The sequence below is a fragment of the Oceanobacillus sp. M65 genome, from assembly GCF_052246275.1.
Lineage (GTDB): Bacteria > Bacillota > Bacilli > Bacillales > Amphibacillaceae > Oceanobacillus_B > Oceanobacillus_B jordanicus.
On sequence record NZ_JBQQCJ010000006.1, the window covers coordinates 20754 to 42901 of the forward strand.

At 40.8% G+C, this 22148-nt stretch carries 36 protein-coding genes; all 36 read right to left on the reverse strand.

From position 1 onward, the window contains the following. Positions 1–42: 42 nt before the first annotated feature. Positions 43–3033, reverse strand: coding sequence for a phosphatase PAP2 family protein (locus ACTWPF_RS18665; RefSeq protein WP_443150071.1), 2991 nt, complete (start codon positions 3031–3033; stop codon positions 43–45). A gap of 401 nt (positions 3034–3434) precedes the next feature. Beyond that, positions 3435–3827, reverse strand: a complete 393-nt coding sequence (gene rpsI / locus ACTWPF_RS18670) for a 30S ribosomal protein S9 (RefSeq protein ID WP_036578626.1) — start codon at positions 3825–3827, stop codon at positions 3435–3437. Positions 3828–3846: 19 nt separating this feature from the next. After that, positions 3847–4284: a 50S ribosomal protein L13 gene (gene rplM, locus ACTWPF_RS18675; RefSeq protein ID WP_036578627.1), complete on the reverse strand. Its 438-nt coding sequence runs from the start codon at positions 4282–4284 to the stop codon at positions 3847–3849. Positions 4285–4467: 183 nt separating this feature from the next. Beyond that, positions 4468–5223 (reverse strand): tRNA pseudouridine(38-40) synthase TruA, encoded by a 756-nt coding sequence (gene truA / locus ACTWPF_RS18680; protein WP_161464408.1) that lies wholly within the window; start codon positions 5221–5223, stop codon positions 4468–4470. Positions 5224–5240: 17 nt separating this feature from the next. Next, positions 5241–6041, reverse strand: a complete 801-nt coding sequence (locus ACTWPF_RS18685) for an energy-coupling factor transporter transmembrane component T family protein (RefSeq protein WP_106895429.1) — start codon at positions 6039–6041, stop codon at positions 5241–5243. Continuing rightward, positions 6034–6906 (reverse strand): energy-coupling factor ABC transporter ATP-binding protein, encoded by an 873-nt coding sequence (locus tag ACTWPF_RS18690; protein ID WP_443150072.1) that lies wholly within the window; start codon positions 6904–6906, stop codon positions 6034–6036. The genes ACTWPF_RS18685 and ACTWPF_RS18690 overlap by 8 nt, the downstream gene beginning before the upstream one ends. Then, positions 6882–7721, reverse strand: a complete 840-nt coding sequence (locus ACTWPF_RS18695) for an energy-coupling factor ABC transporter ATP-binding protein (RefSeq protein ID WP_443150073.1) — start codon at positions 7719–7721, stop codon at positions 6882–6884. The genes ACTWPF_RS18690 and ACTWPF_RS18695 overlap by 25 nt, the downstream gene beginning before the upstream one ends. Before the next feature lie 281 nt (positions 7722–8002). After that, complete coding sequence (gene rplQ / locus ACTWPF_RS18700) at positions 8003–8356, reverse strand: 50S ribosomal protein L17 (RefSeq protein WP_036578635.1); 354 nt, start codon at positions 8354–8356, stop codon at positions 8003–8005. Between the two features lie 154 nt (positions 8357–8510). Continuing rightward, on the reverse strand, positions 8511–9455 hold the full coding sequence (locus tag ACTWPF_RS18705; protein ID WP_036578636.1) for a DNA-directed RNA polymerase subunit alpha: 945 nt from the start codon (positions 9453–9455) through the stop codon (positions 8511–8513). 208 nt (positions 9456–9663) lie between these two features. Next, complete coding sequence (rpsK, locus tag ACTWPF_RS18710; RefSeq protein ID WP_036578637.1) at positions 9664–10053, reverse strand: 30S ribosomal protein S11; 390 nt, start codon at positions 10051–10053, stop codon at positions 9664–9666. Between the two features lie 22 nt (positions 10054–10075). Then, the gene (gene rpsM, locus ACTWPF_RS18715; protein ID WP_036578638.1) at positions 10076–10441 is read right to left on the reverse strand and encodes a 30S ribosomal protein S13; all 366 of its coding nucleotides are present in this window, start codon (positions 10439–10441) and stop codon (positions 10076–10078) included. 24 nt (positions 10442–10465) lie between these two features. Then, positions 10466–10579 carry a 50S ribosomal protein L36 gene (gene rpmJ / locus ACTWPF_RS18720; RefSeq protein ID WP_010095733.1) on the reverse strand — a complete coding sequence of 38 codons (114 nt, stop codon included), beginning with the start codon at positions 10577–10579 and terminating at the stop codon, positions 10466–10468. A 33-nt stretch (positions 10580–10612) separates the two neighbouring features. Further along, positions 10613–10831 carry a translation initiation factor IF-1 gene (gene infA / locus ACTWPF_RS18725; protein WP_036578640.1) on the reverse strand — a complete coding sequence of 73 codons (219 nt, stop codon included), beginning with the start codon at positions 10829–10831 and terminating at the stop codon, positions 10613–10615. Beyond that, positions 10809–11144, reverse strand: a complete 336-nt coding sequence (locus ACTWPF_RS18730; protein ID WP_036578642.1) for a KOW domain-containing RNA-binding protein — start codon at positions 11142–11144, stop codon at positions 10809–10811. Before ACTWPF_RS18730 ends, infA begins: the two co-directional genes overlap by 23 nt. 184 nt (positions 11145–11328) lie before the next feature. Next, positions 11329–11973 (reverse strand): adenylate kinase, encoded by a 645-nt coding sequence (locus ACTWPF_RS18735; RefSeq protein ID WP_106895425.1) that lies wholly within the window; start codon positions 11971–11973, stop codon positions 11329–11331. A 34-nt stretch (positions 11974–12007) separates the two neighbouring features. After that, positions 12008–13300, reverse strand: coding sequence for a preprotein translocase subunit SecY (gene secY, locus ACTWPF_RS18740; RefSeq protein ID WP_443150074.1), 1293 nt, complete (start codon positions 13298–13300; stop codon positions 12008–12010). After that, on the reverse strand, positions 13300–13740 hold the full coding sequence (rplO, locus tag ACTWPF_RS18745; protein ID WP_036578646.1) for a 50S ribosomal protein L15: 441 nt from the start codon (positions 13738–13740) through the stop codon (positions 13300–13302). Before rplO ends, secY begins: the two co-directional genes overlap by 1 nt. A gap of 31 nt (positions 13741–13771) precedes the next feature. Next, complete coding sequence (rpmD, locus tag ACTWPF_RS18750; protein WP_036578647.1) at positions 13772–13954, reverse strand: 50S ribosomal protein L30; 183 nt, start codon at positions 13952–13954, stop codon at positions 13772–13774. A gap of 13 nt (positions 13955–13967) precedes the next feature. Further along, the gene (rpsE, locus tag ACTWPF_RS18755; protein WP_036578733.1) at positions 13968–14468 is read right to left on the reverse strand and encodes a 30S ribosomal protein S5; all 501 of its coding nucleotides are present in this window, start codon (positions 14466–14468) and stop codon (positions 13968–13970) included. A gap of 23 nt (positions 14469–14491) precedes the next feature. After that, positions 14492–14854: a 50S ribosomal protein L18 gene (gene rplR / locus ACTWPF_RS18760; protein WP_106895423.1), complete on the reverse strand. Its 363-nt coding sequence runs from the start codon at positions 14852–14854 to the stop codon at positions 14492–14494. 32 nt (positions 14855–14886) lie between these two features. Further along, positions 14887–15423, reverse strand: a complete 537-nt coding sequence (gene rplF, locus ACTWPF_RS18765) for a 50S ribosomal protein L6 (protein ID WP_106895422.1) — start codon at positions 15421–15423, stop codon at positions 14887–14889. Positions 15424–15453: 30 nt separating this feature from the next. Continuing rightward, positions 15454–15852: a 30S ribosomal protein S8 gene (rpsH, locus tag ACTWPF_RS18770; RefSeq protein WP_036578652.1), complete on the reverse strand. Its 399-nt coding sequence runs from the start codon at positions 15850–15852 to the stop codon at positions 15454–15456. A 29-nt stretch (positions 15853–15881) separates the two neighbouring features. Continuing rightward, positions 15882–16067, reverse strand: coding sequence for a type Z 30S ribosomal protein S14 (locus tag ACTWPF_RS18775; RefSeq protein ID WP_019375521.1), 186 nt, complete (start codon positions 16065–16067; stop codon positions 15882–15884). A 29-nt stretch (positions 16068–16096) separates the two neighbouring features. Then, a complete protein-coding gene (gene rplE, locus ACTWPF_RS18780) occupies positions 16097–16636 on the reverse strand; it encodes a 50S ribosomal protein L5 (protein ID WP_036578655.1) in 540 nt (179 codons plus the stop codon). Between the two features lie 27 nt (positions 16637–16663). After that, positions 16664–16975 (reverse strand): 50S ribosomal protein L24, encoded by a 312-nt coding sequence (gene rplX, locus ACTWPF_RS18785; protein WP_036578657.1) that lies wholly within the window; start codon positions 16973–16975, stop codon positions 16664–16666. 34 nt (positions 16976–17009) lie between these two features. Continuing rightward, positions 17010–17378, reverse strand: coding sequence for a 50S ribosomal protein L14 (gene rplN, locus ACTWPF_RS18790; protein WP_036578659.1), 369 nt, complete (start codon positions 17376–17378; stop codon positions 17010–17012). A gap of 42 nt (positions 17379–17420) precedes the next feature. Continuing rightward, on the reverse strand, positions 17421–17684 hold the full coding sequence (gene rpsQ / locus ACTWPF_RS18795; RefSeq protein WP_036578661.1) for a 30S ribosomal protein S17: 264 nt from the start codon (positions 17682–17684) through the stop codon (positions 17421–17423). Positions 17685–17709: 25 nt separating this feature from the next. Beyond that, entirely contained in the window at positions 17710–17910 is a 201-nt protein-coding gene (gene rpmC, locus ACTWPF_RS18800) for a 50S ribosomal protein L29 (RefSeq protein ID WP_036578662.1), read from the reverse strand. Next, positions 17900–18334, reverse strand: coding sequence for a 50S ribosomal protein L16 (rplP, locus tag ACTWPF_RS18805; protein ID WP_036578664.1), 435 nt, complete (start codon positions 18332–18334; stop codon positions 17900–17902). Before rplP ends, rpmC begins: the two co-directional genes overlap by 11 nt. 18 nt (positions 18335–18352) lie before the next feature. Further along, a complete protein-coding gene (gene rpsC / locus ACTWPF_RS18810; RefSeq protein WP_036578666.1) occupies positions 18353–18994 on the reverse strand; it encodes a 30S ribosomal protein S3 in 642 nt (213 codons plus the stop codon). 3 nt (positions 18995–18997) lie between these two features. Next, complete coding sequence (rplV, locus tag ACTWPF_RS18815; protein WP_036578667.1) at positions 18998–19339, reverse strand: 50S ribosomal protein L22; 342 nt, start codon at positions 19337–19339, stop codon at positions 18998–19000. Between the two features lie 18 nt (positions 19340–19357). Continuing rightward, on the reverse strand, positions 19358–19636 hold the full coding sequence (rpsS, locus tag ACTWPF_RS18820; RefSeq protein WP_036578668.1) for a 30S ribosomal protein S19: 279 nt from the start codon (positions 19634–19636) through the stop codon (positions 19358–19360). Between the two features lie 58 nt (positions 19637–19694). Further along, positions 19695–20525, reverse strand: a complete 831-nt coding sequence (gene rplB, locus ACTWPF_RS18825; RefSeq protein ID WP_036578670.1) for a 50S ribosomal protein L2 — start codon at positions 20523–20525, stop codon at positions 19695–19697. A 31-nt stretch (positions 20526–20556) separates the two neighbouring features. Further along, on the reverse strand, positions 20557–20844 hold the full coding sequence (gene rplW / locus ACTWPF_RS18830) for a 50S ribosomal protein L23 (protein WP_036578671.1): 288 nt from the start codon (positions 20842–20844) through the stop codon (positions 20557–20559). Continuing rightward, on the reverse strand, positions 20844–21467 hold the full coding sequence (gene rplD, locus ACTWPF_RS18835; RefSeq protein WP_036578672.1) for a 50S ribosomal protein L4: 624 nt from the start codon (positions 21465–21467) through the stop codon (positions 20844–20846). The genes rplW and rplD overlap by 1 nt, the downstream gene beginning before the upstream one ends. Positions 21468–21493: 26 nt before the next feature. Continuing rightward, positions 21494–22123, reverse strand: a complete 630-nt coding sequence (gene rplC / locus ACTWPF_RS18840; RefSeq protein WP_036578674.1) for a 50S ribosomal protein L3 — start codon at positions 22121–22123, stop codon at positions 21494–21496. Positions 22124–22148: the final 25 nt, after the last annotated feature.

Here is a 22148-nt window from a genome sequence, read left to right on the forward strand (position 1 = left end):
TTATAAACTCTAATATTCTCATATATTTCTCTACATAAATGATTAAGCTTTTCTTTTTCTCATGAAGAGGAAGAACACCCCACTTAACAAGAGTAAAAACCCTGCTAATAAGTACTGATAGATCGTAGTGGCAGTTTCCGGTAGCTTTTGTCCTTCTTTTCCTCCTTGAACACCTTGTTCTTTTTGTCCGTCATCCGTACCAGGCTGCTGTTCTATTGCTTCCTGTTCAAAAACAGTATAGGTGCTAAAATGACCGGTTTGTGCCATTACCTTTCCATCTTGCCATTCTCCGCCAATTGCTTCCCATTCTTCAAGTTCTGGGTTCAAATAAAACAGTTGCACCTGATCCTTATCATTTACCTTGTCGCTATTAACAGAAAAAGTCAGCGTCACTTTTTCGTCGAAGGTATTTAATTGTTTTTCGCCTTGTTTAATTTCAAAGTTATAGACCACACTCAATGCTTGGTCAATGTCATCTAAACGCTCTAACTGGATTGTTGCAGCCTCGGATACATTAGTGAAATTGGAGGCAGCTAGTTGCAAGCTGACATTTTTCAACTGAATGATGATCGTTATTCGATGCTCCTTCAGCCATTTTATTTGGTCAGAAGTAAATACTAGGTTAACAGAATCATTATGATTACGTAAATCTATCCATAATTCACCTTGATCAGCTAGCTGATAGAGCGAGTCTGTTTCGATCGTTGCTTCGTCATTGATAACGTCAGGTGTTACGGTCACACGGGGGTGTTTCTCTGGGTCTGGGTCTTGTGAGTCCTCCGGTTCTTCGGGATCGACAGGATCTTTTGGATCTTCATGATTTCCCGGATCTTCAGGGTCTGGTGTACTTGGATCAGAAGTACCGACTGCTTTGATATGTGCAACGACACTATTATTATCATAAGTGACTTTTACCTCATAATCATCTGCTGTTACATTATTAAATTTACCTTCCACCTTGTCAGCAGTCATTATCGTAATATTTGCAGCCTTGTCTATTTCATAATTAGAAAGATCCAAATTCAGATCCCCACCATCCAGGTATACCAAGCCATCTACATTTAGTTGAGTTTGGTCATTATTCATAGCAATATCTAGGCTTCCAGCTTCCATTGTTAAGTTCCCATTTAAATTCAGAGGTTCATCTACATTAACTAAAACAGCACCATTTTCTACATAAAGGTCACCTTCACCAAAAGCAGTCGCTGAAGTAGCTTCTAACGCTCCTTCTTGCAGTAATGTGCCTCCCGTATAACTATTATTCCCTGTCAATGTAAGTGTTCCTGTCCCTTGCTTGGTAAGCATACCACTGCCAGTTATATCATTTCTCCACCAATCTTGGGCATTAAATCTTCCTTTTGAAGCATCCATATCCACTGTTACAGTGCTTAAAAACGCACCATATCCATCAGACGCTGTTACCAAATCAATTCTTCCCCAACCATTTGATTCATCTATTACAGGGTAGCCTGAGTCAATTTCTGTCGTATATAACACTTCTCTACGTTGTTCATCAGTCAAATAAGGTTGGCGAGTTTCTAACAACACTTCTGCCCCTTTAGGTACTACAGGAGCTAAACCTTTTACGCCTGTTTGAGGTAATCCGTATGTGAGCTTTTGCCGATAGAGTGTTTTATTTGCTTCATGGTCTTCCCACTTTTGTTCATCGTACGCACTTTCAAACGTATAATCCTCTGTTACTGTATGTGCATATTCGTACAAACTCATTTCTTTGGATGCAGCTAATTTACCGAATACTTCTCCAGCATTGTTATATGCCTTATCCAATACTTCTTTATTTCCTGAGAGATTGTATGCATAAGCAGTCATGGCAGTAGATTGTATTCTTCCTCCTATAATATCAAGTGGAGAGTGCATACCAGTCACTATTCTATTTTCTCCCATTTGAGCTGCTCTTGTTAAAAATTCAGCATACCTTTCAGGTGTTGCGTATGCAAACCCGAATGTTGACAAATAAGATGCACTTGTATGCCCGCTTGGAAAAGCTCCGTCTTTACCTCTCCCGTCTTCCGCTATTCTTTTTACATATTCTAATGCAGGAATTATTTCCACATTCGTTTCATATTGTTGGTAATGTCTTTCCCCTGTTTCTTTTTTCCCGCCTGAAGGTAATTCTTCTACTACCTTCTCGCCGCTACCGATTGTTTCCCATTCAGGTAAACCATTCTCATCAACAACTTCTATCACTTCTCCATTTGAATTCATTCTGTAAGGCCTTGGAGAAGAGTAATAGTACTTAGAAGGATTAGATGAAGAAGGATTTCTAAACCTAATTAAATGTACTAAATCCAACGCATCTGAAAGTTCAGTTCCTTCCCATTGTCCCATTCCTTGGCTTTGGTCTTCAACAGTCGTTTCTTCCAATATCTTATTCATGTCCTCAGTTGATCTTACTACACTTGTGGTCGGATTAACGATACCTACATAGGTATTAGCCAAAGGCCCATAAGCTTCCATCATACTATATATCTTATCTCTTTGATCGTCATAATAGGCCGCTAACGCCTCTTCATCGGTTCTGTTTTTGGTAACATCTTCAACATATTTAATATTAGCCTTCCAAGTCTCTGGATCTCTGATTTCTACGTTAGCATATGTATTCTTATCTGCTACTACTTTTGTCTTATCATTTTTATATCCATCAAAATAAACGGTAGGGCCGTCACCATAGTTAGCAACTTCCCCATTTGCACCTGGTATAGTTAACGCTTTTCCGTCTCTCCAATCTGGTTGATTCATAGACCATACTTGATCAAACCCATCCAAAATACTTATAAAAGGGTTAGTCGCAGCTATATTCTTTAATTGTGAATCATTGGCATTTCCGCCATTATCCAATGCTGGTAAAGGTTGCTCAACGTTAGGAGGATCTGTATTTACTTTTTCAGTAGTTCCTTGTGGCTTTGAGGGTTTATCTGAATATTGACTAGCAGCCTGAACAGGAAGCTCAAAATTTGTTATAATTAGCATTGCAAGTAGTAATATTATCGACGCTTTTTTCATGAATTTCATACTTTTTTATTTCCCCTTTTCTGCTGCATTTTAGAATAACTAACTAAACCTCACTAGTTACACTTTAAGGACAGTATGTTAAATGAATGTAGGGAAACTGTTAAAACTTCGTTAATTTTATGTAGAAGAGCAGAGAAGTATGACGAAAATTACGGGTTCAGTTGTAGTCGAAGCAGGCATGGATCCTAACAAAGAATATTTCATTACTAACCATGAAAACGTCAAAATGCTATTACGATGATAAGTGGGGAAAGTGATGGAATACTCATGTTACCGATGAAGCGAAGGAGAAAACATCCGAGATTTTCCCAAATTAGCCCAGGGTATTCAATCCCAGAGTTGGACAGAAAAAAAGACTCTTTCCACATAAGTGAAAAGAGCCTTGAAACGTAAATATAAAATTAACGTTTTGAGAACTGTGGTGCACGACGTGCGCCTTTAAGACCGTATTTCTTACGTTCTTTCATACGAGCGTCACGAGTTAGGTATCCTTCTGATTTAAGGGATCCGCGGTATTCTGGATCTGCTTCAAGAAGTGCGCGAGCGATACCGTGGCGAATTGCTCCAGCTTGTCCTGTGAATCCTCCACCATGAACGTTTACTAAAACATCATAAGTTCCTTGAGTTTCAGTAGCAGCTAGTGGTTGGTTCAAGATTAAAAGCTGAGTATCGTATGGGAAATAGTCTTTCGCTTCACGACCATTAATTGTTACATTACCTGTACCTGGTACTAAGCGTACACGTGCAGTTGATTTTTTTCGACGACCTGTGCCGTAGTATTGTACTTGTGCCATTTGATTAACCTCCTTTTAATTACCCGCGAAGTTCGTAAACTTCAGGTTGTTGTGCTTGGTGATTGTGCTCAGCGCCTCTGAATACGTGCAATTTCTTACCCATTTTACGGCCTAGAGAACCTTTTGGAAGCATTCCTTTGACTGCAAGCTCAAGCATTTGCTCAGGGTATTTTGTACGCATTTCATATGCATTACGTTCTTTCAATCCACCTGGGTGGTTTGAGTGACGGTAGTAGATCTTGTCATTGATTTTGTTACCAGTTAGTTCGATTTTCTCTGCGTTAATGATGATTACATTATCGCCAGTGTCAGCGTGTGGTGTGTAAGTTGCTTTATGCTTTCCGCGAAGGATTGCAGCAACCTCACTAGCTAAGCGACCAAGACGTTGGCCTTCAGCATCCACAACAAGCCATTTGCGTTCGATATTAGATTCATTCGCCATGAAAGTTGTGCGCATGATTGTTCCCTCCATAATTAAAAATTCATTTTAAAATTCGTTTCGCTATTTCTATATTCAACACAATTAGATTCCGGGGCTAATCGTGGTTTCAGAAATAAATTGCCATAGATCATAATATACCAAAGTATAGGGATTTGTCAAGGGGATGAGCAAATGATTTGCGTAAATCCTCTATTTACATTATGAAGACTCCTCTTCATAGACAACATTCCACAAATAAAGCCCCTGTGGTGGAATCGTTTCGCCCACAAGCTGACGATCTTTCTGTTTCAGCAAGTCATTTATGTCTTCGGGGTTACGCCGCCCCTGTCCAACATCTAGGAGCACTCCAACAATGATGCGCACCATATTATATAAAAAGCCGCTCCCCCGAAAAATAAATTCTAGTTCTGTCCCTTGGTGTTCGCAACTTACCTGAAATAGGGTCCTTTCCTTACTCCCCTTCGTCGTTGCTTTCGCAGATGAAAAGGTTGTGAAATCATGTGTCCCTTCCAGGTAAGTGCACGCCTCTTTTATTTTCGAGACATTAAGTGCATAGGGGAAATGATAGCTGTAATGACGTTTAAACACATCGGGCTCTTTTTCATTTATTACGTAATAGCGATATTCTTTTTCGACTACATCATAGCGAGCATGAAATGTTTCCGAGACTTCTGTTACGTCCTTAATATAAAGATCATCTGGCAATAAAGTATTTAGCGCAAGCTTCCAGTTCCCTGTTGGAATCTTATAAGGGGAATCAAAATGGATTTTTTGCCCTTTTGCATGCACGCCAGTGTCAGTCCGGCCAGATGCCTGGATCCGAATGTCGCTACCCTTATGCATTTTCTTCAACGCTCTTTCCAACTCACCTTGGATTGTTCGCTTTTTGGGTTGTATTTGGAAACCGGAAAATTGGGACCCATCGTAATAAATGGTACATCGTAGTCTTACCATCGTGCTTCAGCCTTTCCTTAATAGCCTCTTGTTAGCAGCAGACCTGCAATGACAGCGATAAATAGTAGATAAACGGCGATATCACGTGCGTTTATTTTTAATTCTCTTAATTTCGTACGTCCCTCTCCACCTTTATACCCACGAGCTTCCATCGCCATAGCCAGCTCTTCCGCCCGCTTAAAGGCACTAACAAACAAAGGAATCAGCAATGGAACCACCGCTTTTGCTCGATCTTTGATAGAGCCTGTCCGAAAGTCAACTCCGCGTGAGGCCTGAGCTTTGGAGATTTTTTCTGTTTCCTGCATAAGTGTTGGGATAAACCGAAGAGAAATAGACATCATCAGTGCAAGCTCATGAACAGGGAACTTCACTTTCTTTAATGGATGCAGCATATCCTCAATAGCATCGGTAATCTCAATTGGTGTTGTGGTTAAAGTTAAAAGAGATGTAATGAGAATAAGCAAGAAGAACCGCAATGAGATAGCAATCCCTTGAAATACTCCACCAGAATAAATCTGAAAGGAGTATATCTCCAGCCATATGGTGCCTTCCTTCGTTACAATGATATGCAAGATGAACGTGAAGACAATCAGGAACCATACAGGTGTCAGCCCCTTCATGATAAATCGTATGGGTACACGAGAGGTCACCATACTGGCCAGTGCAAACAACGCTAGAATACTATAACTCACTACATTATTGGCTAAAAATACAATGAATACAAAAAAGAAAATAAGTGTAATTTTAGTTCTTGGGTCTAATTTATGAACAAGGGAGTTTCCTGGTACATATTGTCCGATGATCAGGGTGTTATTCATCTATTCTGCCCCCTTGCATGACACGCCGGATGTCCTCAGCCAATTCATCAACCGTCTGCCCTTTAAAAGGTAGAGAGTATTTAAATCTCTCTTCAAACTTACTTAGGAATGCAACACTCTCTGGTACATCTAATTGCACCTTATGCAGTGCATCCTTTTGGGTGAAAACTTCAACAGGGTTTCCCTCCATATACTTTTTCCCTTTGTTCATGATCAACACGTGGTCAGCATATTTGAGTGCATCCTCCATGCTATGGGTAACGAGAATGGTAGTAAGCCCCTGTCTTTTATGCAACTCATAAAACATCTGCAAAATCTCTTTCTGACCTCGGGGGTCTAAACCTGCCGTAGGTTCATCCAAAACAAGTACTTCTGGCTGTACAGCCATAACACCTGCAATCGCAACTCTACGCATTTGCCCGCCACTCAAGTCAAATGGAGAACGCTCTAATATATCCTCAGATAACCCAACAGCTGGAATGATTTCTCGAATCCGCTCCTCGATTACCGCTTTCTCGACACCGAAATTTTCTGGACCAAAGGCGATATCTTTTGCAACGGTTTCTTCGAATAGCTGATGCTCGGGATATTGGAATACGACGCCTACTTTGCTACGCAGTTCTCGCATGTTCTTCGGCTTCTCTTTTGCTTTAAGGTGAAAATCACCAATCGTTACCTCGCCTCTTGAAGGCATGGCTAGACCATTTAAATGCTGGATCAGGGTCGATTTACCGGAACCAGTATGACCGATGACAGCTACAAAGGAACCAGATGGAATATGAAAACTTAAATCCTCAATCGCCTTATGAGCGAAAGGGCTATTTTCTTGGTATATATAGCTTACGTTGTTGAATGTAATGTCCATAATTCCTCCAGCAGCTCTTCATGGTTTAATGGTTCCTTTGTTAAAGCTAGTCCCTTTTCCTGCAACTTATCAGCCAAAATGGCAACAAATGGCACGTCAAGCCCGATTTCTCGAAGTGCATGTTTTTTAGCAAAAATTTCTCTAGGTGTGGCTTCATCCCAGATCTCTCCATGATTCATAACAATAACGCGATCTGACTGCACGACTTCATGTAAGTCATGGGTTATCGTGATGAGAGATAAATTATTTTTTTCTTGCACTTGATTTAATGTGTTCATAATTTCCGTTCTACCTTTAGGGTCAAGCATCGCTGTCGCTTCATCTAATATCAGGACTTTTGGGGAGACTGCCAGTACACCTGCGATGGCGACACGCTGTTTTTGACCACCTGAAAGCCGGTGTGGTTCTGTTAAATGGTAATCCTGCATTCCCACGGCTGTTAAGGATTCCTCAATACGGGCTATCATTTCTTCTCTTGGAATACCTCTGTTTTCCATCCCGAAGGCTACATCATCCTGGACGGTGGTACCCACGAACTGATTGTCAGGATTCTGAAAAACCATCCCTACATCTTTTCTAATATCCCAGATTGTCTCCTCTGTTACAGGTTTTCCAGCTATTAAAATCTCGCCTTCTTGAGGAAATAGTAAGCCATTAATTAGTTTTGCTATTGTAGATTTACCACTTCCATTATGGCCAATGATAGCAATCGATTCATCTTCATAGATTTCAAACGAACAGTTTTTCAAGACCCAGGGGTGCTCTTCTCTATATCGAAAGGATACATTTCTAAACTCTATTAGCTTCTCTCTCATTCTAATGCCTCCTCTAGCTCTTCTCTCCCCCTGAGGTGTATTTGTAGGGGCAATGGGTTAAATAATGTTCAGAAGGGCGTTAAAACGCTTCTGTGAGGTTTATACTCTATGATGTCTCTTCCATCTAGTTGGATACAAAGCATAGTAGGCTTAAACACTCCGCAAGCAACATTAGCCAGCACTAGAGTGTTACAAGCCCACTACCTTTTTAAATTACAAAAAAAGGGCTTGGCTTCACCTCATGAAGAGATTCAGTCCTGCCCTCGACGCCTTTTTGTAGATTAAACTAATTCTACAATTGCCATTTTTGCTCCATCACCTTGGCGTTCACCTAATTTAAGAACGCGTGTGTATCCACCTTGACGGTCTTCATAGCGTGCAGCAACGTCATTGAAAAGTTTTTGAACAACACTTTCATTTTCGTTAGCTTCTTTGTTATACAAGAATGCTGCAGCTTGACGACGTGAATGAAGATCACCACGTTTTCCAAGCGTAATCATTTTATCTACTACAGATTTAAGCTCTTTCGCTTTTGCTTCTGTTGTTTCAATCCGTTCATGAATAATCAAATCAGATGCAAGATTACGAAGTAGAGCCATACGAGAATCTGTTGTACGACCTAGTTTTCTAGCCATGGACTATCCCTCCCTTTCTTGATGACTACAGACTAAATTTAAAAATGCGAAAAACCGCAAAGAAAACCTGCGATACCTATTCTTCCTAACCTGCGTATGTCCCGGTTATCGGGACCAGGTTAAATGGGAATAGGAATGCTGGTAAAAACAATGATCAATCGTCATCACGTAAGCCTAAGCCAAGATCAATTAGTTTTACTTTTACTTCTTCTAATGATTTACGACCTAAGTTACGAACTTTCATCATGTCTTCTTCCGATTTGTTTGCAAGTTCTTGAACCGTGTTAATTCCAGCACGTTTCAAGCAGTTATAGGATCTGACAGAAAGATCAAGCTCTTCGATTGTCATTTCCATTACTTTTTCTTTCTGGTCTTCTTCTTTTTCTACCATGATTTCGGCCTTTTTGGCTTCATCAGTTAAACCAACGAAAATATTAAGATGCTCAGTGAAAACTTTAGCTCCAAGAGAAACTGCTTCCTCTGGGCGAATGCTTCCATCTGTAGAGACATCCAACGTTAGTTTATCAAAATTAGCTACTTGCCCTACACGTGTATTCTCAACTTGATAGGTCACACGGGAAACGGGAGTAAAAATAGAATCGATTGGCACAACACCAATAGGTTGGTCATCTTTTTTATTCGCTTCAGCCGGACGGTATCCGCGACCACGTTCTGCGGTAATTTTCATACGCAAATTACCTTTGCTGTTCAATGTAGCAATAGGTAGTTCCGGATTTAATACTTCCACATCACTATCGTATGTCAGATCAGCGGCCGTAACTTTCCCTTCCCCCTGTACATCCACTTCTAAAACCTTTTCTTCATCAGAATAGATTTTCAAAGCTAGTTTTTTCAAGTTCAAAATGATAGACGTTACGTCTTCAACAACACCATCAATTGTTGAAAATTCATGAAGCGCCCCATCAAACTGAACGGATGTAACAGCAGCACCTGGAAGTGAGGATAGTAGGATACGACGCAAGGAGTTTCCTAGAGTGGTACCATATCCACGTTCAAGCGGTTCGACTACGAATTTACCAAACGTAGCATCCTCGCTGACTTCTACCGTCTCAATTTTTGGTTTTTCAATTTCGATCATTCAATAAAACCCTCCTTTAAAACGTCGAAACCCCGGTTAGACACCGCGTCTAACCGAAATTCCTCAAATAGGCAGTTGGCGTTTCTGCACTACCTGCAATACTTTCGTACTTCTTGTCTCTCGAATGCTGTATGGTAAAGGGCGGACCTTTACATTTTTAGCTATCATAACCCATTATAGACAGGGTGACAAATTCTATACGGTATAATTATACGCGACGACGTTTTGGTGGGCGACAGCCATTGTGTGGAACAGGAGTTACATCAACAATTGCTGTTACTTCCAGACCAGCTGCTTGAAGAGAACGAATCGCTGCTTCACGGCCAGCTCCAGGTCCTTTAACTGTTACTTCTAGAGTTTTCATTCCATTATCTACAGCAGACTTCGCTGCAGTTTCTGCTGCCATTTGAGCAGCAAATGGAGTAGACTTACGAGATCCTTTGAATCCTAATGATCCAGCAGAGCTCCAGCCAATCGCATTACCTTGCGCATCTGTAATTGTAACAATTGTGTTGTTAAAAGTAGAACGGATATGTGCAATACCGGTTTCTATATTCTTTTTCACACGACGTTTACGTGTATTAGTTTTACGTGCCATTAATTAGCTTACCTCCTTCACGTTATTTTTTCTTGCCTGCAACTGCTCGACGAGGTCCTTTACGAGTACGTGAATTGTTCTTAGTTTTTTGTCCACGAACTGGCAACCCACGACGGTGACGTACACCTCTGTAAGAACCAATCTCGATTAGACGTTTGATGTTAAGGGAAATTTCACGACGAAGGTCCCCTTCGGTTGTATAAACATCGATTACTTTACGGATTTTACCAAGCTCATCTTCTGTTAGATCGCGTACACGAGTGTCTTCTGAAACGCCTGCTTCTTTAAGGACTTTCTCTGCGGTCACTTTGCCAATTCCATAAATGTAAGTCAATGAAATTACTACACGTTTGTCACGTGGAATATCAATACCTGCAATACGTGCCATAAGATTGTAACACCTCCTATTAGTTTAGCCTTGTTTTTGCTTGTGTTTCGGGTTCTCGCAAATAACCATAACTTTACCTTTACGTTTGATTACTTTGCATTTTTCACAAATTGGTTTAACAGATGCTCTTACTTTCATCTCATCTTTTCCTCCTTTTATATCGGAGCTCGCTTATTTATAACGGTACGTAATTCGTCCTCTAGTTAAATCATACGGAGAAAGTTCAACCGTTACTTTATCACCTGGCAGAATGCGGATGAAATGCATACGAATCTTGCCTGAGACATGGGCCAAAACTGTATGGCCATTTTCAAGCTCTACATTAAACATCGCATTCGGCAATGTATCGGTTACGGTACCTTCAACTTCAATTACATCGTCTTTCGCCATCGTGTTGATCTCCCTTCTTCAAATCAGTCACAACTTCATTGATAAATTTAGCTATGGCAAACCGTAGCTTACCATTTGTGACACGACCAGTTTCTAGAAGGCTTTTCTGGACTTCAGGAGAAATGTAGTCCATAACTTCAATATGATGCAAGTTCTTTTTCTTTGGTCGATCATATTTACGTTTTTCCCCATCTGCAAGCAAGACATACCGATCTTCAAGTAATTTTATGATAACCGCATATTGTCCTGCTTCCCGTCCCTGCATAATACGAACAACTTGACCTATTAGCGGAATCGAATCATCTTCGTTCAACAACGATCACCTTCACTTAGGCTATAGTTTATACTGCCACCCTACTAAATAGGGGTTATCGCTTATCCAATCCTGTGTCACTTAACTTGAAGCAATGCACGTTCAAATGTGATTACTCCATTTTATTATAACTTTTCATCCAACGGAATGCATCCGTTGGCTATACAACAGTTATAATAAAAGATTATTTATCAATCTTGTTTTGAATATCTTCAAAAACCTGATCAATATCTTGGTCACCGTTAACAGATACTAAGTATCCTTTGTCCTCGTAAAAGTCCAATAACGGTTGAGTTTGCTTTATATTAACTGCCAAACGGTTCTTCACTGTTTCGGCCTGATCATCTTCTCGCTGAATTAACTTGGAACCATCTTTATCACAAATTCCTTCAACCTTTGGCGGGTTGTAAAGAACGTGATAAGTAGCTCCACATGTCGGACAAATTCTACGACCCGTTAGACGCTCCACTAATTTTTCTTTTGGTACATCTACATGCAGTACATAGTCAATGGATTGATTTAAATCGGAAAGAAGATCTTGTAAAGCCTCTGCCTGGGCAATGGTTCTTGGAAATCCATCCAATAAGAAACCTTCCTTACAGTCTGCTTTGCTTAAACGTTCTTTCACAATCCCGATTGTTACTTCATCCGGAACAAGCTCACCTTGATCCATATATTCTTTAGCTTTCTTTCCAAGGTCTGTACCCTCTTTTATAGCTAATCGGAACATATCTCCTGTTGAAATATGAGGGATGTTATATTTTTCGTTTATCTTTTCGGCCTGAGTACCTTTGCCGGCACCAGGAAGACCCATTAAAATCAAATTCAACAAATTTCCCCTCACTCTCATTGGCAGCAGGATCCTACTTGATAAAACCTTTGTAGTGTCGTTTAACCAACTGACTTTCCAGCTGTTTCATTGTCTGTAATGCTACTCCAACAACAATCAGTAAGCTTGTGCCACCAATTTGAACTGCGGTAGGTAAACCAGCCAGCCCACCCAATAGGATAGGGAGCACAGATACAGCCGCCAGGAAGAGAGCACCGACAAAGGTTAAACGGTACATCACACGTGTTAAATACGTTTCAGTATTTTTACCAGGTCGGATACCTGGAATATAACCGCCTTGTTTCTGTAAATTCTCAGCCATTTGTTCAGGATTAACCTGTACGAACGTATAGAAATATGTGAAAGCAATAATAAGCGCTACATATAAAACCATACCAATTGGCTTTGTATAGTCAAAAATCGTTGTGATCGTTGATGCGATTTGGCTTCCTTCAAAGAAGTTAGCCACCGTACTTGGTGCAACCATAAATGCTATCGCAAAGATTACCGGGATAACTCCTGCAGCATTTACTTTTAACGGTAAATGTGTGGAATGTCCGCCAACCGGAGAGCGATTAACAAGTTTTTTTGCATATTGGATTGGTATTTTACGAAGTGCCTGCTGGATGAAGATAACTCCAACCACTACAGCCACAACTACCAAAGCAATCAAGGCAACAATTACAATGTTGATAAACAATTCATCACCAGGATTAACAAAATACTGACTGTAAAGTTGTTGAATCCCGTTTGGAACTGCGGCTACGATACCCGCAAAGATAATAATTGAAATTCCATTCCCTACACCATTTGCAGTGATCTGTTCTCCCAACCACATTAAAAATGCAGTTCCACTTGTAAGAACAATCGCAATCACGAGAAATGTTAATACACCTGGATTGGTAATCAGTGAACCTCCAGCCATTGCGTTGAACCCAATGGACATCGCAATCGCCTGAATGAATGCAAGGACGATCGTACCATAACGCGTGATCTGTGCCAACTTCTTACGTCCCGCATCACCTTGCTTCTTCCACTCGGCAAATTTAGGAACAACATCCATTTGCAATAGCTGCATAATAATGGACGCTGTAATGTATGGCATGATACCCATGGCAAAAATGGAGAAGTTTTGTAGTGCTCCTCCACCAAATGTGTTCAGGAATCCAAATACATTTTGTGAGTTCATCCAATCAATTGCTTGTTTATCTGTATAAGGCACAGGAATAAATGTGCCTAGACGGAAGACAACCAACATCAACAAAGTGAAGATTATTTTCCGTCTAATGTCACCTACGCGCATAAAATTGGAGATTGTACGGAACATTAAATCACCTCGGTTTTACCGCCCGCTGCCTCTATTGCTTCAATTGCTGAAGCAGAGAACTTATGAGCTTTTACTGTAAGTTTTTTTTCGATAGCACCTTTGCCAAGTACTTTAATACCAGCATTAAGCTTGCTTACGACACCTTCTTCAAGTAATAGCTCAGGTGTAATTTCTGTGCCGTCTTCAAAACGATTTAGCGCATCTAAGTTCACAATAGTAAATTCTTTACGGTGAATGTTTGTAAATCCACGTTTAGGTAAACGTTGGAATAAAGGCATTTGACCACCTTCAAAGCCCGGACGAGTACCGCCGCCTGAACGTGCTTTTTGACCTTTATGTCCACGGCCGGAAGTTTTTCCGTTACCAGATGACATACCACGACCTACACGGTTACGATTTGTGCGTGTTCCTTCTGATGGCTTCAATTCATGAAGTTTCATTCGAGCACCTCCTCTTTACGCAATTATATAATTAAAGTTCTTTAACCGCTACTAGATGAGATACTTTGTTAACCATACCGCGAACGGCATCAGTATCTTCACGTACTACGGATTGACGAATCTTTCTAAGTCCTAATGCTTGAACAGTTTTCTTTTGTACATCTGATCCACCGATAACACTACGCGTGAGGGTGATTTCTAATTTTTTAGACATAACAGTTCCCTCCTTATCCTAACAGTTCTTCCACAGACTTTCCACGTAGTTTTGCTACGTCTTCTGCGCGCTTCAAGTTTGTTAAACCGTTTAATGTTGCACGAATCATGTTAATTGGTGTATTTGAACCAAGTGATTTTGTTAAAATATCACCAACACCCGCAAGTTCAAGGATGGCACGAACCGGTCCACCAGAGATAACTCCAGTACCCTCTGCTGCAGGTTTCATCAATACATTACCAGAACCAAAACGTCCATTAATTTGATGAGGAATAGTAGTTCCGACGATCGGTACTGTAATCAGATTTTTCTTCGCATCATCAACTGCTTTTTTAATTGCTTCTGGTACTTCTTGTGCTTTACCTGTACCAAATCCTACATGGCCATTTTTATCACCGACAACTACTAAAGCAGCAAAGCGGAAACGACGTCCACCTTTAACTACTTTTGCAACACGGTTGACCGTAACAACACGTTCTTCAAGATCTAATTTGTTCGGATCGATGTTTGACATCATGTATGTCCCTCCTTTATCGATTAAAATTCAAGACCTGCCTCACGGGCAGCATCTGCTAATGCTTTTACACGTCCATGATAAAGGTAGCCTCCGCGATCGAATACAACCGATTTGTAACCTTTATCTTGGGCACGTTTCGCGATAGTTTCTCCGACTTTCACGGCAGCGTCAAGGTTGCCAGTAGCTTCTACTTTTAATTCGTTATCTTTAGTTGAAGCACTTGCAACTGTTACACCATTATTGTCATCAATTAACTGTGCATAGATGTGTTTATTTGAACGATATACGTTAAGACGTGGGCGTTGCTCCGTACCAGAAATGTTTTTTCTTACACGTGCATGCCTTCTTTTACGTACAATATTTTTGTCAGGCTTTGTGATCATTTAGGTCACTCCTTTCTGCTCCCTAACTAGTCTTACTTAGCAGTTTTACCTTCTTTACGACGTACATATTCACCTTCGTAGCGAATACCTTTTCCTTTATAAGGCTCAGGTGGTCTGATTGCTCTAATATTGGAAGCAACTGCACCAACAAGCTCCTTATCAATTCCTTTAACAATTACTTGCGTGTTTTTAGGAACGTCAATTTCAATGCCGTCAATTGGATCAAGTTCAACAGGGTGTGAATAACCAGCGTTAATCACAACTTTGTCTCCTTGTTTCATTGCACGGTAACCAACCCCGATGATTTCAAGGGATTTTTCGAATCCTTTGCTTACACCTTCAACCATGTTGTTGATTAAACTACGAGTAGTTCCGTGCAGGGCACGATGGTCTTTGTGATCACTTGGACGTGCAATTGTAACAACATTATCTTCAATATTAATATTCATATCCTGGTGTACGTTTCTTGTTAACTCACCTTTAGGTCCTTTCACAGACACTGTAGTTCCGTTAAGTTTAACTTCTACACCTTGTGGAATTTCAATCGGCTTAAGTCCTATACGAGACATTCCATACACCTCCTCATCAAAAAATGTTAATTACCAAACGTATGCTAGAACTTCGCCACCAACAGCTTGTGAACGTGCTTCTTTATCAGAAAGCACACCTTTTGATGTTGAGACAATAGCTATACCTAAACCATTAAGCACACGTGGTACTTCATTAGCTTTAGCGTAAACACGTAGTCCTGGCTTACTAATACGTTTGATACCTGTAATTACTCGTTCTTCGTTTGTACCGTATTTAAGGAAAATACGCAAAACACCTTGTTTGTTATCTTCAACAAACTCATAATCTGAAACGAATCCTTCACGCTTAAGGATGTCAGCGATCTCCTTCTTCATTGTTGAAGCCGGAAGCTCTAACTTTTCATGGCGTACCATGTTAGCATTACGAATACGAGTTAGCATATCTGCAATTGGATCTGTCATAACCATTACTAATTACCTCCTTCCCGAATCGGGGTTTACCAGCTTGCTTTTTTGACACCAGGAATTTGACCTTTGTAGGCAAGTTCACGGAAACAAATACGGCAAAGTTTAAATTTACGGATTACAGAATGTGGACGGCCACAACGTTCGCAACGTGTATATTCACGTACTTGATACTTTTGTGGGCGTTTTTGTTTCGCAATCATTGATTTTTTAGCCACAATTTTCCCTCCTTGTATTAGCTCTAAGCTTATTTTTGGAAAGGCATGCCTAGCTGAGCTAAAAGTTCACGAGCCTCTTCGTCAGTATTGGATGAAGTTACAATAACGATATCCATACCACGTACCTTGTTCACTTTATCATAATTAATTTCCGGGAATATTAGCTGTTCTTTTACACCTAATGTATAGTTTCCACGACCATCAAAAGCTTTTTTAGAGATACCACGGAAGTCACGTACACGTGGAAGTGATACCGATACAAGCTTTTGAAGGAATTCGTACATACGCTCACCGCGAAGGGTTACTTTTGCACCGATCGGCATTCCTTCACGAAGGCGGAAACCAGCGATTGATTTCTTAGCACGAGTGATCAATGGTTTTTGACCAGAAATTAACGCAAGCTCTTCAACAGCGCTATCTAATGCTTTAGAGTTTTGAACTGCATCACCGACACCCATGTTGATAACAATCTTCTCAACAGCTGGTACCTGCATTACAGACTCATAATTAAATTTATTCATCAAAGATGGTGATACTTCATCTTGGTATTTTTTTCTTAATTCATTCATCAATGTCGCCCTCCTTTCGTCGCTAAATTATTTATCTATTGCTTCACCGGATTTTTTAGCGATGCGGACTTTCTTTCCGTCACGTACTTCATACCCAACGCGAGTTGGTTCACCGGATTTAGGATCTATTGGCATTACGTTAGAAGCGTGGATTGGAGCTTCTTGGTTTAGGATTCCACCTTGTGGATTTTCCTGTGAAGGTTTCGCATGTTTTTTCATCATGTTAATGCCTTCTACAAGAACGCGCTCCTGAGCTGGGTTCACTTCTAGGATTGTGCCTTCTTTACCGCGGTCTTTACCGGATATTACTTTAACTTTATCACCTTTTTTTACATGCATGCTTGACGCACCTCCTTGCAAGGCTAATTTTAGCTTATAGAACTTCTGGAGCTAGAGATACGATTTTCATGAATTTTGCATCACGTAATTCACGTGCAACTGGTCCGAAGATACGAGTACCTCGTGGACTTTTATCATCACGGATAATTACCGCTGCATTTTCATCAAAACGAATGTATGAACCATCTTTACGACGTGCACCAGATTTAGTACGTACGATGACAGCTTTAACAACTTCACCTTTTTTGACAACGCCTCCTGGTGTTGCTTGTTTGACAGTACAAACAATTACATCACCAATATTGGCAGTTTTACGGCCAGATCCGCCTAACACTTTAATAGTTAAGACTTCACGTGCGCCAGAGTTATCTGCAACTTTTAAGCGAGTTTCCTGTTGAATCATATCGCTGTGACCTCCCTTCGGATACCTTCCGAGCGAACTTTATTATATAATTACCGCTTCTTCAACGACTTCAACCAAACGGAAACGTTTAGTTGCTGATAGCGGACGAGTTTCCATGATACGCACAACATCTCCAGTTTTTGCCTGGTTGTTCTCGTCATGTGTTTTGAATTTCTTAGAGTATTTTACACGTTTACCGTATAGTTTATGAAACTTATAAGTTTCAACTAATACCGTAATTGTTTTATCCATTTTGTCTGATACGACACGGCCTGTATATACCTTACGATCATTACGTTCAGTCATTCGAGGCTAACCTCCTCTCAGATTTCTAGTTATTTACGCTAACTTCGCGTTGGCGTACTACTGTTTTCATGCGAGCAATTGACTTTCTCACTTCACGAATACGAGCAGTGTTTTCCAGTTGACCAGTTGCAAGCTGGAAGCGCAAATTAAATAGTTCTTCTTTTAAAGATTTTACTTTTTGTTCAATTTCGGCAGTGGTTAGTTCTCTGATTTCATTAGCCTTCATTGCTTTCACCACCAATTTCTTCACGTTTTACGAATTTAGTTTTGATCGGCAGTTTGTGAGATGCTAGACGTAGCGCTTCACGAGCAACCTCTTCGGGAACTCCTGCGATTTCAAACATGATTTTTCCTGGTTTTACTACTGCTACCCAGCCTTCTGGAGCACCTTTACCGGAACCCATTCGAACTTCTAGGGGTTTTGCAGTGTATGGCTTATCAGGAAAGATTTTAATCCAAACTTTACCGCCACGTTTCATGTAACGAGTCATTGCAATACGGGCAGCCTCAATCTGACGACTAGTGATCCATGAAGCTTCTGTTGCTTGTAGGCCGTATTCACCAAAAGCTACTGTAGTACCACCTTTAGCTTGGCCTCTCATTTTACCACGATGTTGTCTACGATATTTTACGCGTTTAGGCATTAACATAATGCATTGCCCCCTTCCTTATTTGTTTGATTTAGTTGGAAGGACTTCCCCACGATAGATCCACACTTTAACACCTAGTTTACCGTAAGTAGTATCTGCTTCAGCTGTACCATAATCGATATCAGCACGCAATGTGTGTAGTGGTACTGTTCCTTCACTATAATGTTCCGCACGAGCGATATCTGCTCCACCAAGACGTCCGGAAACTTGTGTTTTGATTCCTTTTGCTCCTCCGCGCATTGCACGTTGAATTGATTGCTTTTGTGCACGACGGAATGAGATACGGTTTTCTAATTGACGAGCAATGTTTTCAGCAACTAGTGTTGCATCAAGATCAACTTTCTTAATTTCAACAATGTTGATGTGTACTCGTTTACCAGTCAAGCTGTTCAATGATTTACGTAGAGCTTCTACTTCAGAACCGCCTTTACCAATTACCATTCCTGGTTTCCCAGTATGAATAGTGATGTTTACGCGATTAGCTGCGCGCTCGATGTCGATAGAAGAAACAGCAGCAATACGCAAACGGTTTTCAAGATATTCTCTGATTTTAATATCTTCATGTAGTAAGTCTGCATAGTCTTTACCAGCATACCATTTTGACTCCCAGTCTTTAATGATGCCGACACGAAGACCCGTTGGATTTACTTTTTGACCCACTGACTATCCCTCCTTCTTTTCTGTTACAACCACTGTAATGTGGCTAGTGCGTTTGTTAATTTTACTTGCACGTCCTTGTGCACGTGGACGGAAACGTTTCAATGTAGCACCTTCATTTACAAATGCTTCGGAAATCACTAGATTGTCCGGGTCCATTTCGTAGTTGTGTTCTGCGTTTGCGATAGCAGACTTCAAAACCTTCTCTACGACTGGAGAAGCACCGCGTTGTGTGTGGCGTAGAATTGCAACTGCTTCGCCAACGTTTTTTCCTCGAATTAAATCAACGACTAATCGTACTTTACGAGGAGCAATACGAACCGATTTCGCCATGGCTTTAGCTTGCATACTTAGTGCCTCCTCTCATTAGCGTTTAGTTTTCTTATCATCGCCACCATGCCCTTTATACGTGCGAGTTGGCGCGAATTCACCTAGTTTATGACCGACCATGTCTTCTGTGATATAGACTGGTACGTGTTTACGTCCATCATATACAGCAACAGTGTGACCAATAAAAGTAGGGAATATTGTTGAACGACGTGACCAGGTTTTTACTACCTGTTTCTTGTCGTCTTCATTTAATTTCTCGATCTTTGACAATAGATGGTCATCTGCAAAAGGTCCTTTTTTCAAGCTACGACCCATGGATAAACCTCCTTCCGCAATTGAGAGACGGGTATATAATCCCGTCCACTACTTTCGATTATTTTTTACGTTTACGAACGATATATTTATCAGTCGGCTTATTACGTTTACGAGTTTTGTAACCAAGTGTAGGTTTGCCCCAAGGTGACATTGGTGATTTACGTCCGATTGGCGCACGTCCTTCACCACCACCGTGTGGGTGATCGTTAGGGTTCATTACAGAACCACGAACTGTAGGGCGTTTGTTTAACCAGCGTGAACGACCAGCTTTACCGATACGAATAAGTTCATGTTCTAAGTTTCCAACCTGGCCAACAGTTGCACGACAAGTTGTAAGAACTAGACGAACTTCACCTGATGCTAAACGAACAAGTGTGTACTTTTCTTCACGACCAAGAATTTGTGCTTCCGCACCAGCAGAACGAGCTAATTGACCACCGCGTCCTGGCTTTAATTCAACGTTATGAATAATTGTACCAACTGGAATGTTAGCAAGTGGAAGTGCGTTACCTACTTTGATATCCGCATCTACACCAGATTCGATTTTTTGTCCTACTTTTAGTCCTTTCGGAGCCAAAATGTAGCGTTTTTCACCATCAGCGTAATTGATTAGTGCAATGTTAGCTGAACGGTTTGGATCATACTCAATAGTAGCAACGCGTCCTGGTATACCATCTTTATCACGTTTAAAGTCGATAATACGGTATTGACGCTTATGACCGCCACCTTGATGACGAACAGTTAGTTTCCCTTGGTTGTTACGACCACCACGTTTGTACAACGGGCTTAAAAGGGATTTCTCTGGAGTGTCTGTAGTGATTTCCGCGAAATCAGACACTGACATATTACGTCTTCCGTTAGACGTTGGTTTGAATTTTTTAATCGCCATCTTGTTTTCCCTCCTTCACGAGATTTTCTAGTTAACCTTCGAAGATTTCCAGATCTTTACTGTCTTCTGAAAGTTGAACGATAGCTTTTTTGCGGTTTGGACGGTAACCACCGTATCTTCCCATCCGCTTAAATTTACCTTTAAGGTTCATTGTGTTTACTTTATCTACTTTAACGCCAAATACAAGTTCAATAGCATCTTTGATCTCTGTTTTATTGGCTTTAGTACTTACTTCAAACGTATATTTCTTTTGTTCCATTAAGTCAGCAGAATTCTCTGTAATGACAGGGCGCTTTATAATATCACGTGGATCTTTCATTATGCAAGCACCTCCCCTGCTTTTTCAGCTGCATCCTTCGTTAGGATCAGCTTGTCATGCGTAAGCAAATCTAGAACATTTACTTCTTCAACAGTTAGAACTTTAACAGATTGAAGGTTGTTTGCGGAACGGATAACCGTTTCGTCTTTCTCAGCAGTTACGATCAATGCTTTTGTATCCACATTAAGTGCTTTAAGCATGCTCACTACTTCTTTTGTTTTTGGAGCATCCATCGCTAGACTTTCCAATACTACTAGATTTTCTTCTTGTACTTTAGAAGAAAGTGCAGATCTTAGTGCTAGACGACGTACCTTTTTAGGTAGTTTGTAGCTGTAGCTGCGTGGCGTTGGACCAAACACTACACCTCCGCCTACCCATTGTGGAGAGCGAATAGAACCTTGACGCGCACGGCCAGTTCCTTTTTGACGCCATGGTTTACGACCACCACCGCGTACGTCAGAACGACCTTTAACTGCATGAGTTCCTTGACGCATAGATGCACGTTGCATTACTACTGCTTCATGTAAAACATGTGTATTTGGTTCAATTCCAAATACAGAATCATTTAATTCCAGATCACCAGCTTGTGAACCGTCTTGTTTTAATAGTGCTACTTTAGGCATGACATATCCTCCCTTCGTGTGTGTGATTAGTTAGCCTTTACTGCACTCGTAATTTTTACGAATGATTTTTTTGCACCTGGTACATTACCTTTGATTAATAGCAAGTTGCGTTCAGCATCTACACTAACAACCTCTAGGTTTTGAATTGTTACCTGTGTTCCACCCATTTGACCTGGTAGTGGACGTCCTTTGAAGACACGCATTGGGTCAACCGCACCTAGTGAACCAGGGCTTCTGTGGTAATGAGAACCATGGGACATTGGACCACGTTGTTGATTGTGGCGTTTAATAGAACCTTGGAATCCTTTACCTTTGGTTGTGCCTGTTACGTCGATCTTGTCTCCTGCTTGAAAAACTTCAACGCTGATTTCTTGACCAACTTCATGTTCGTCAAGCTTCGCGTCACGGATTTCACGAACGTAGCGCTTAGGGGCTGTGTTTGCTTTGTCAGCATGGCCTTTTTCCGCCTTGTTAGTACGTGATCCTTTTTCATCAGCAAAACCGATTTGCAGTGCTTCATAGCCATCATTTTCTAATGTTCTTTTTTGTAGAACTACGTTTGGCTCAGCTTGAATTACAGTCACAGGTACTAATTCACCAGTTTCAGAAAATAGCTGAGTCATGCCGATTTTACGACCTAAGATTCCTTTCGTCATCCGTTACACCTCCTATAGTAAAACA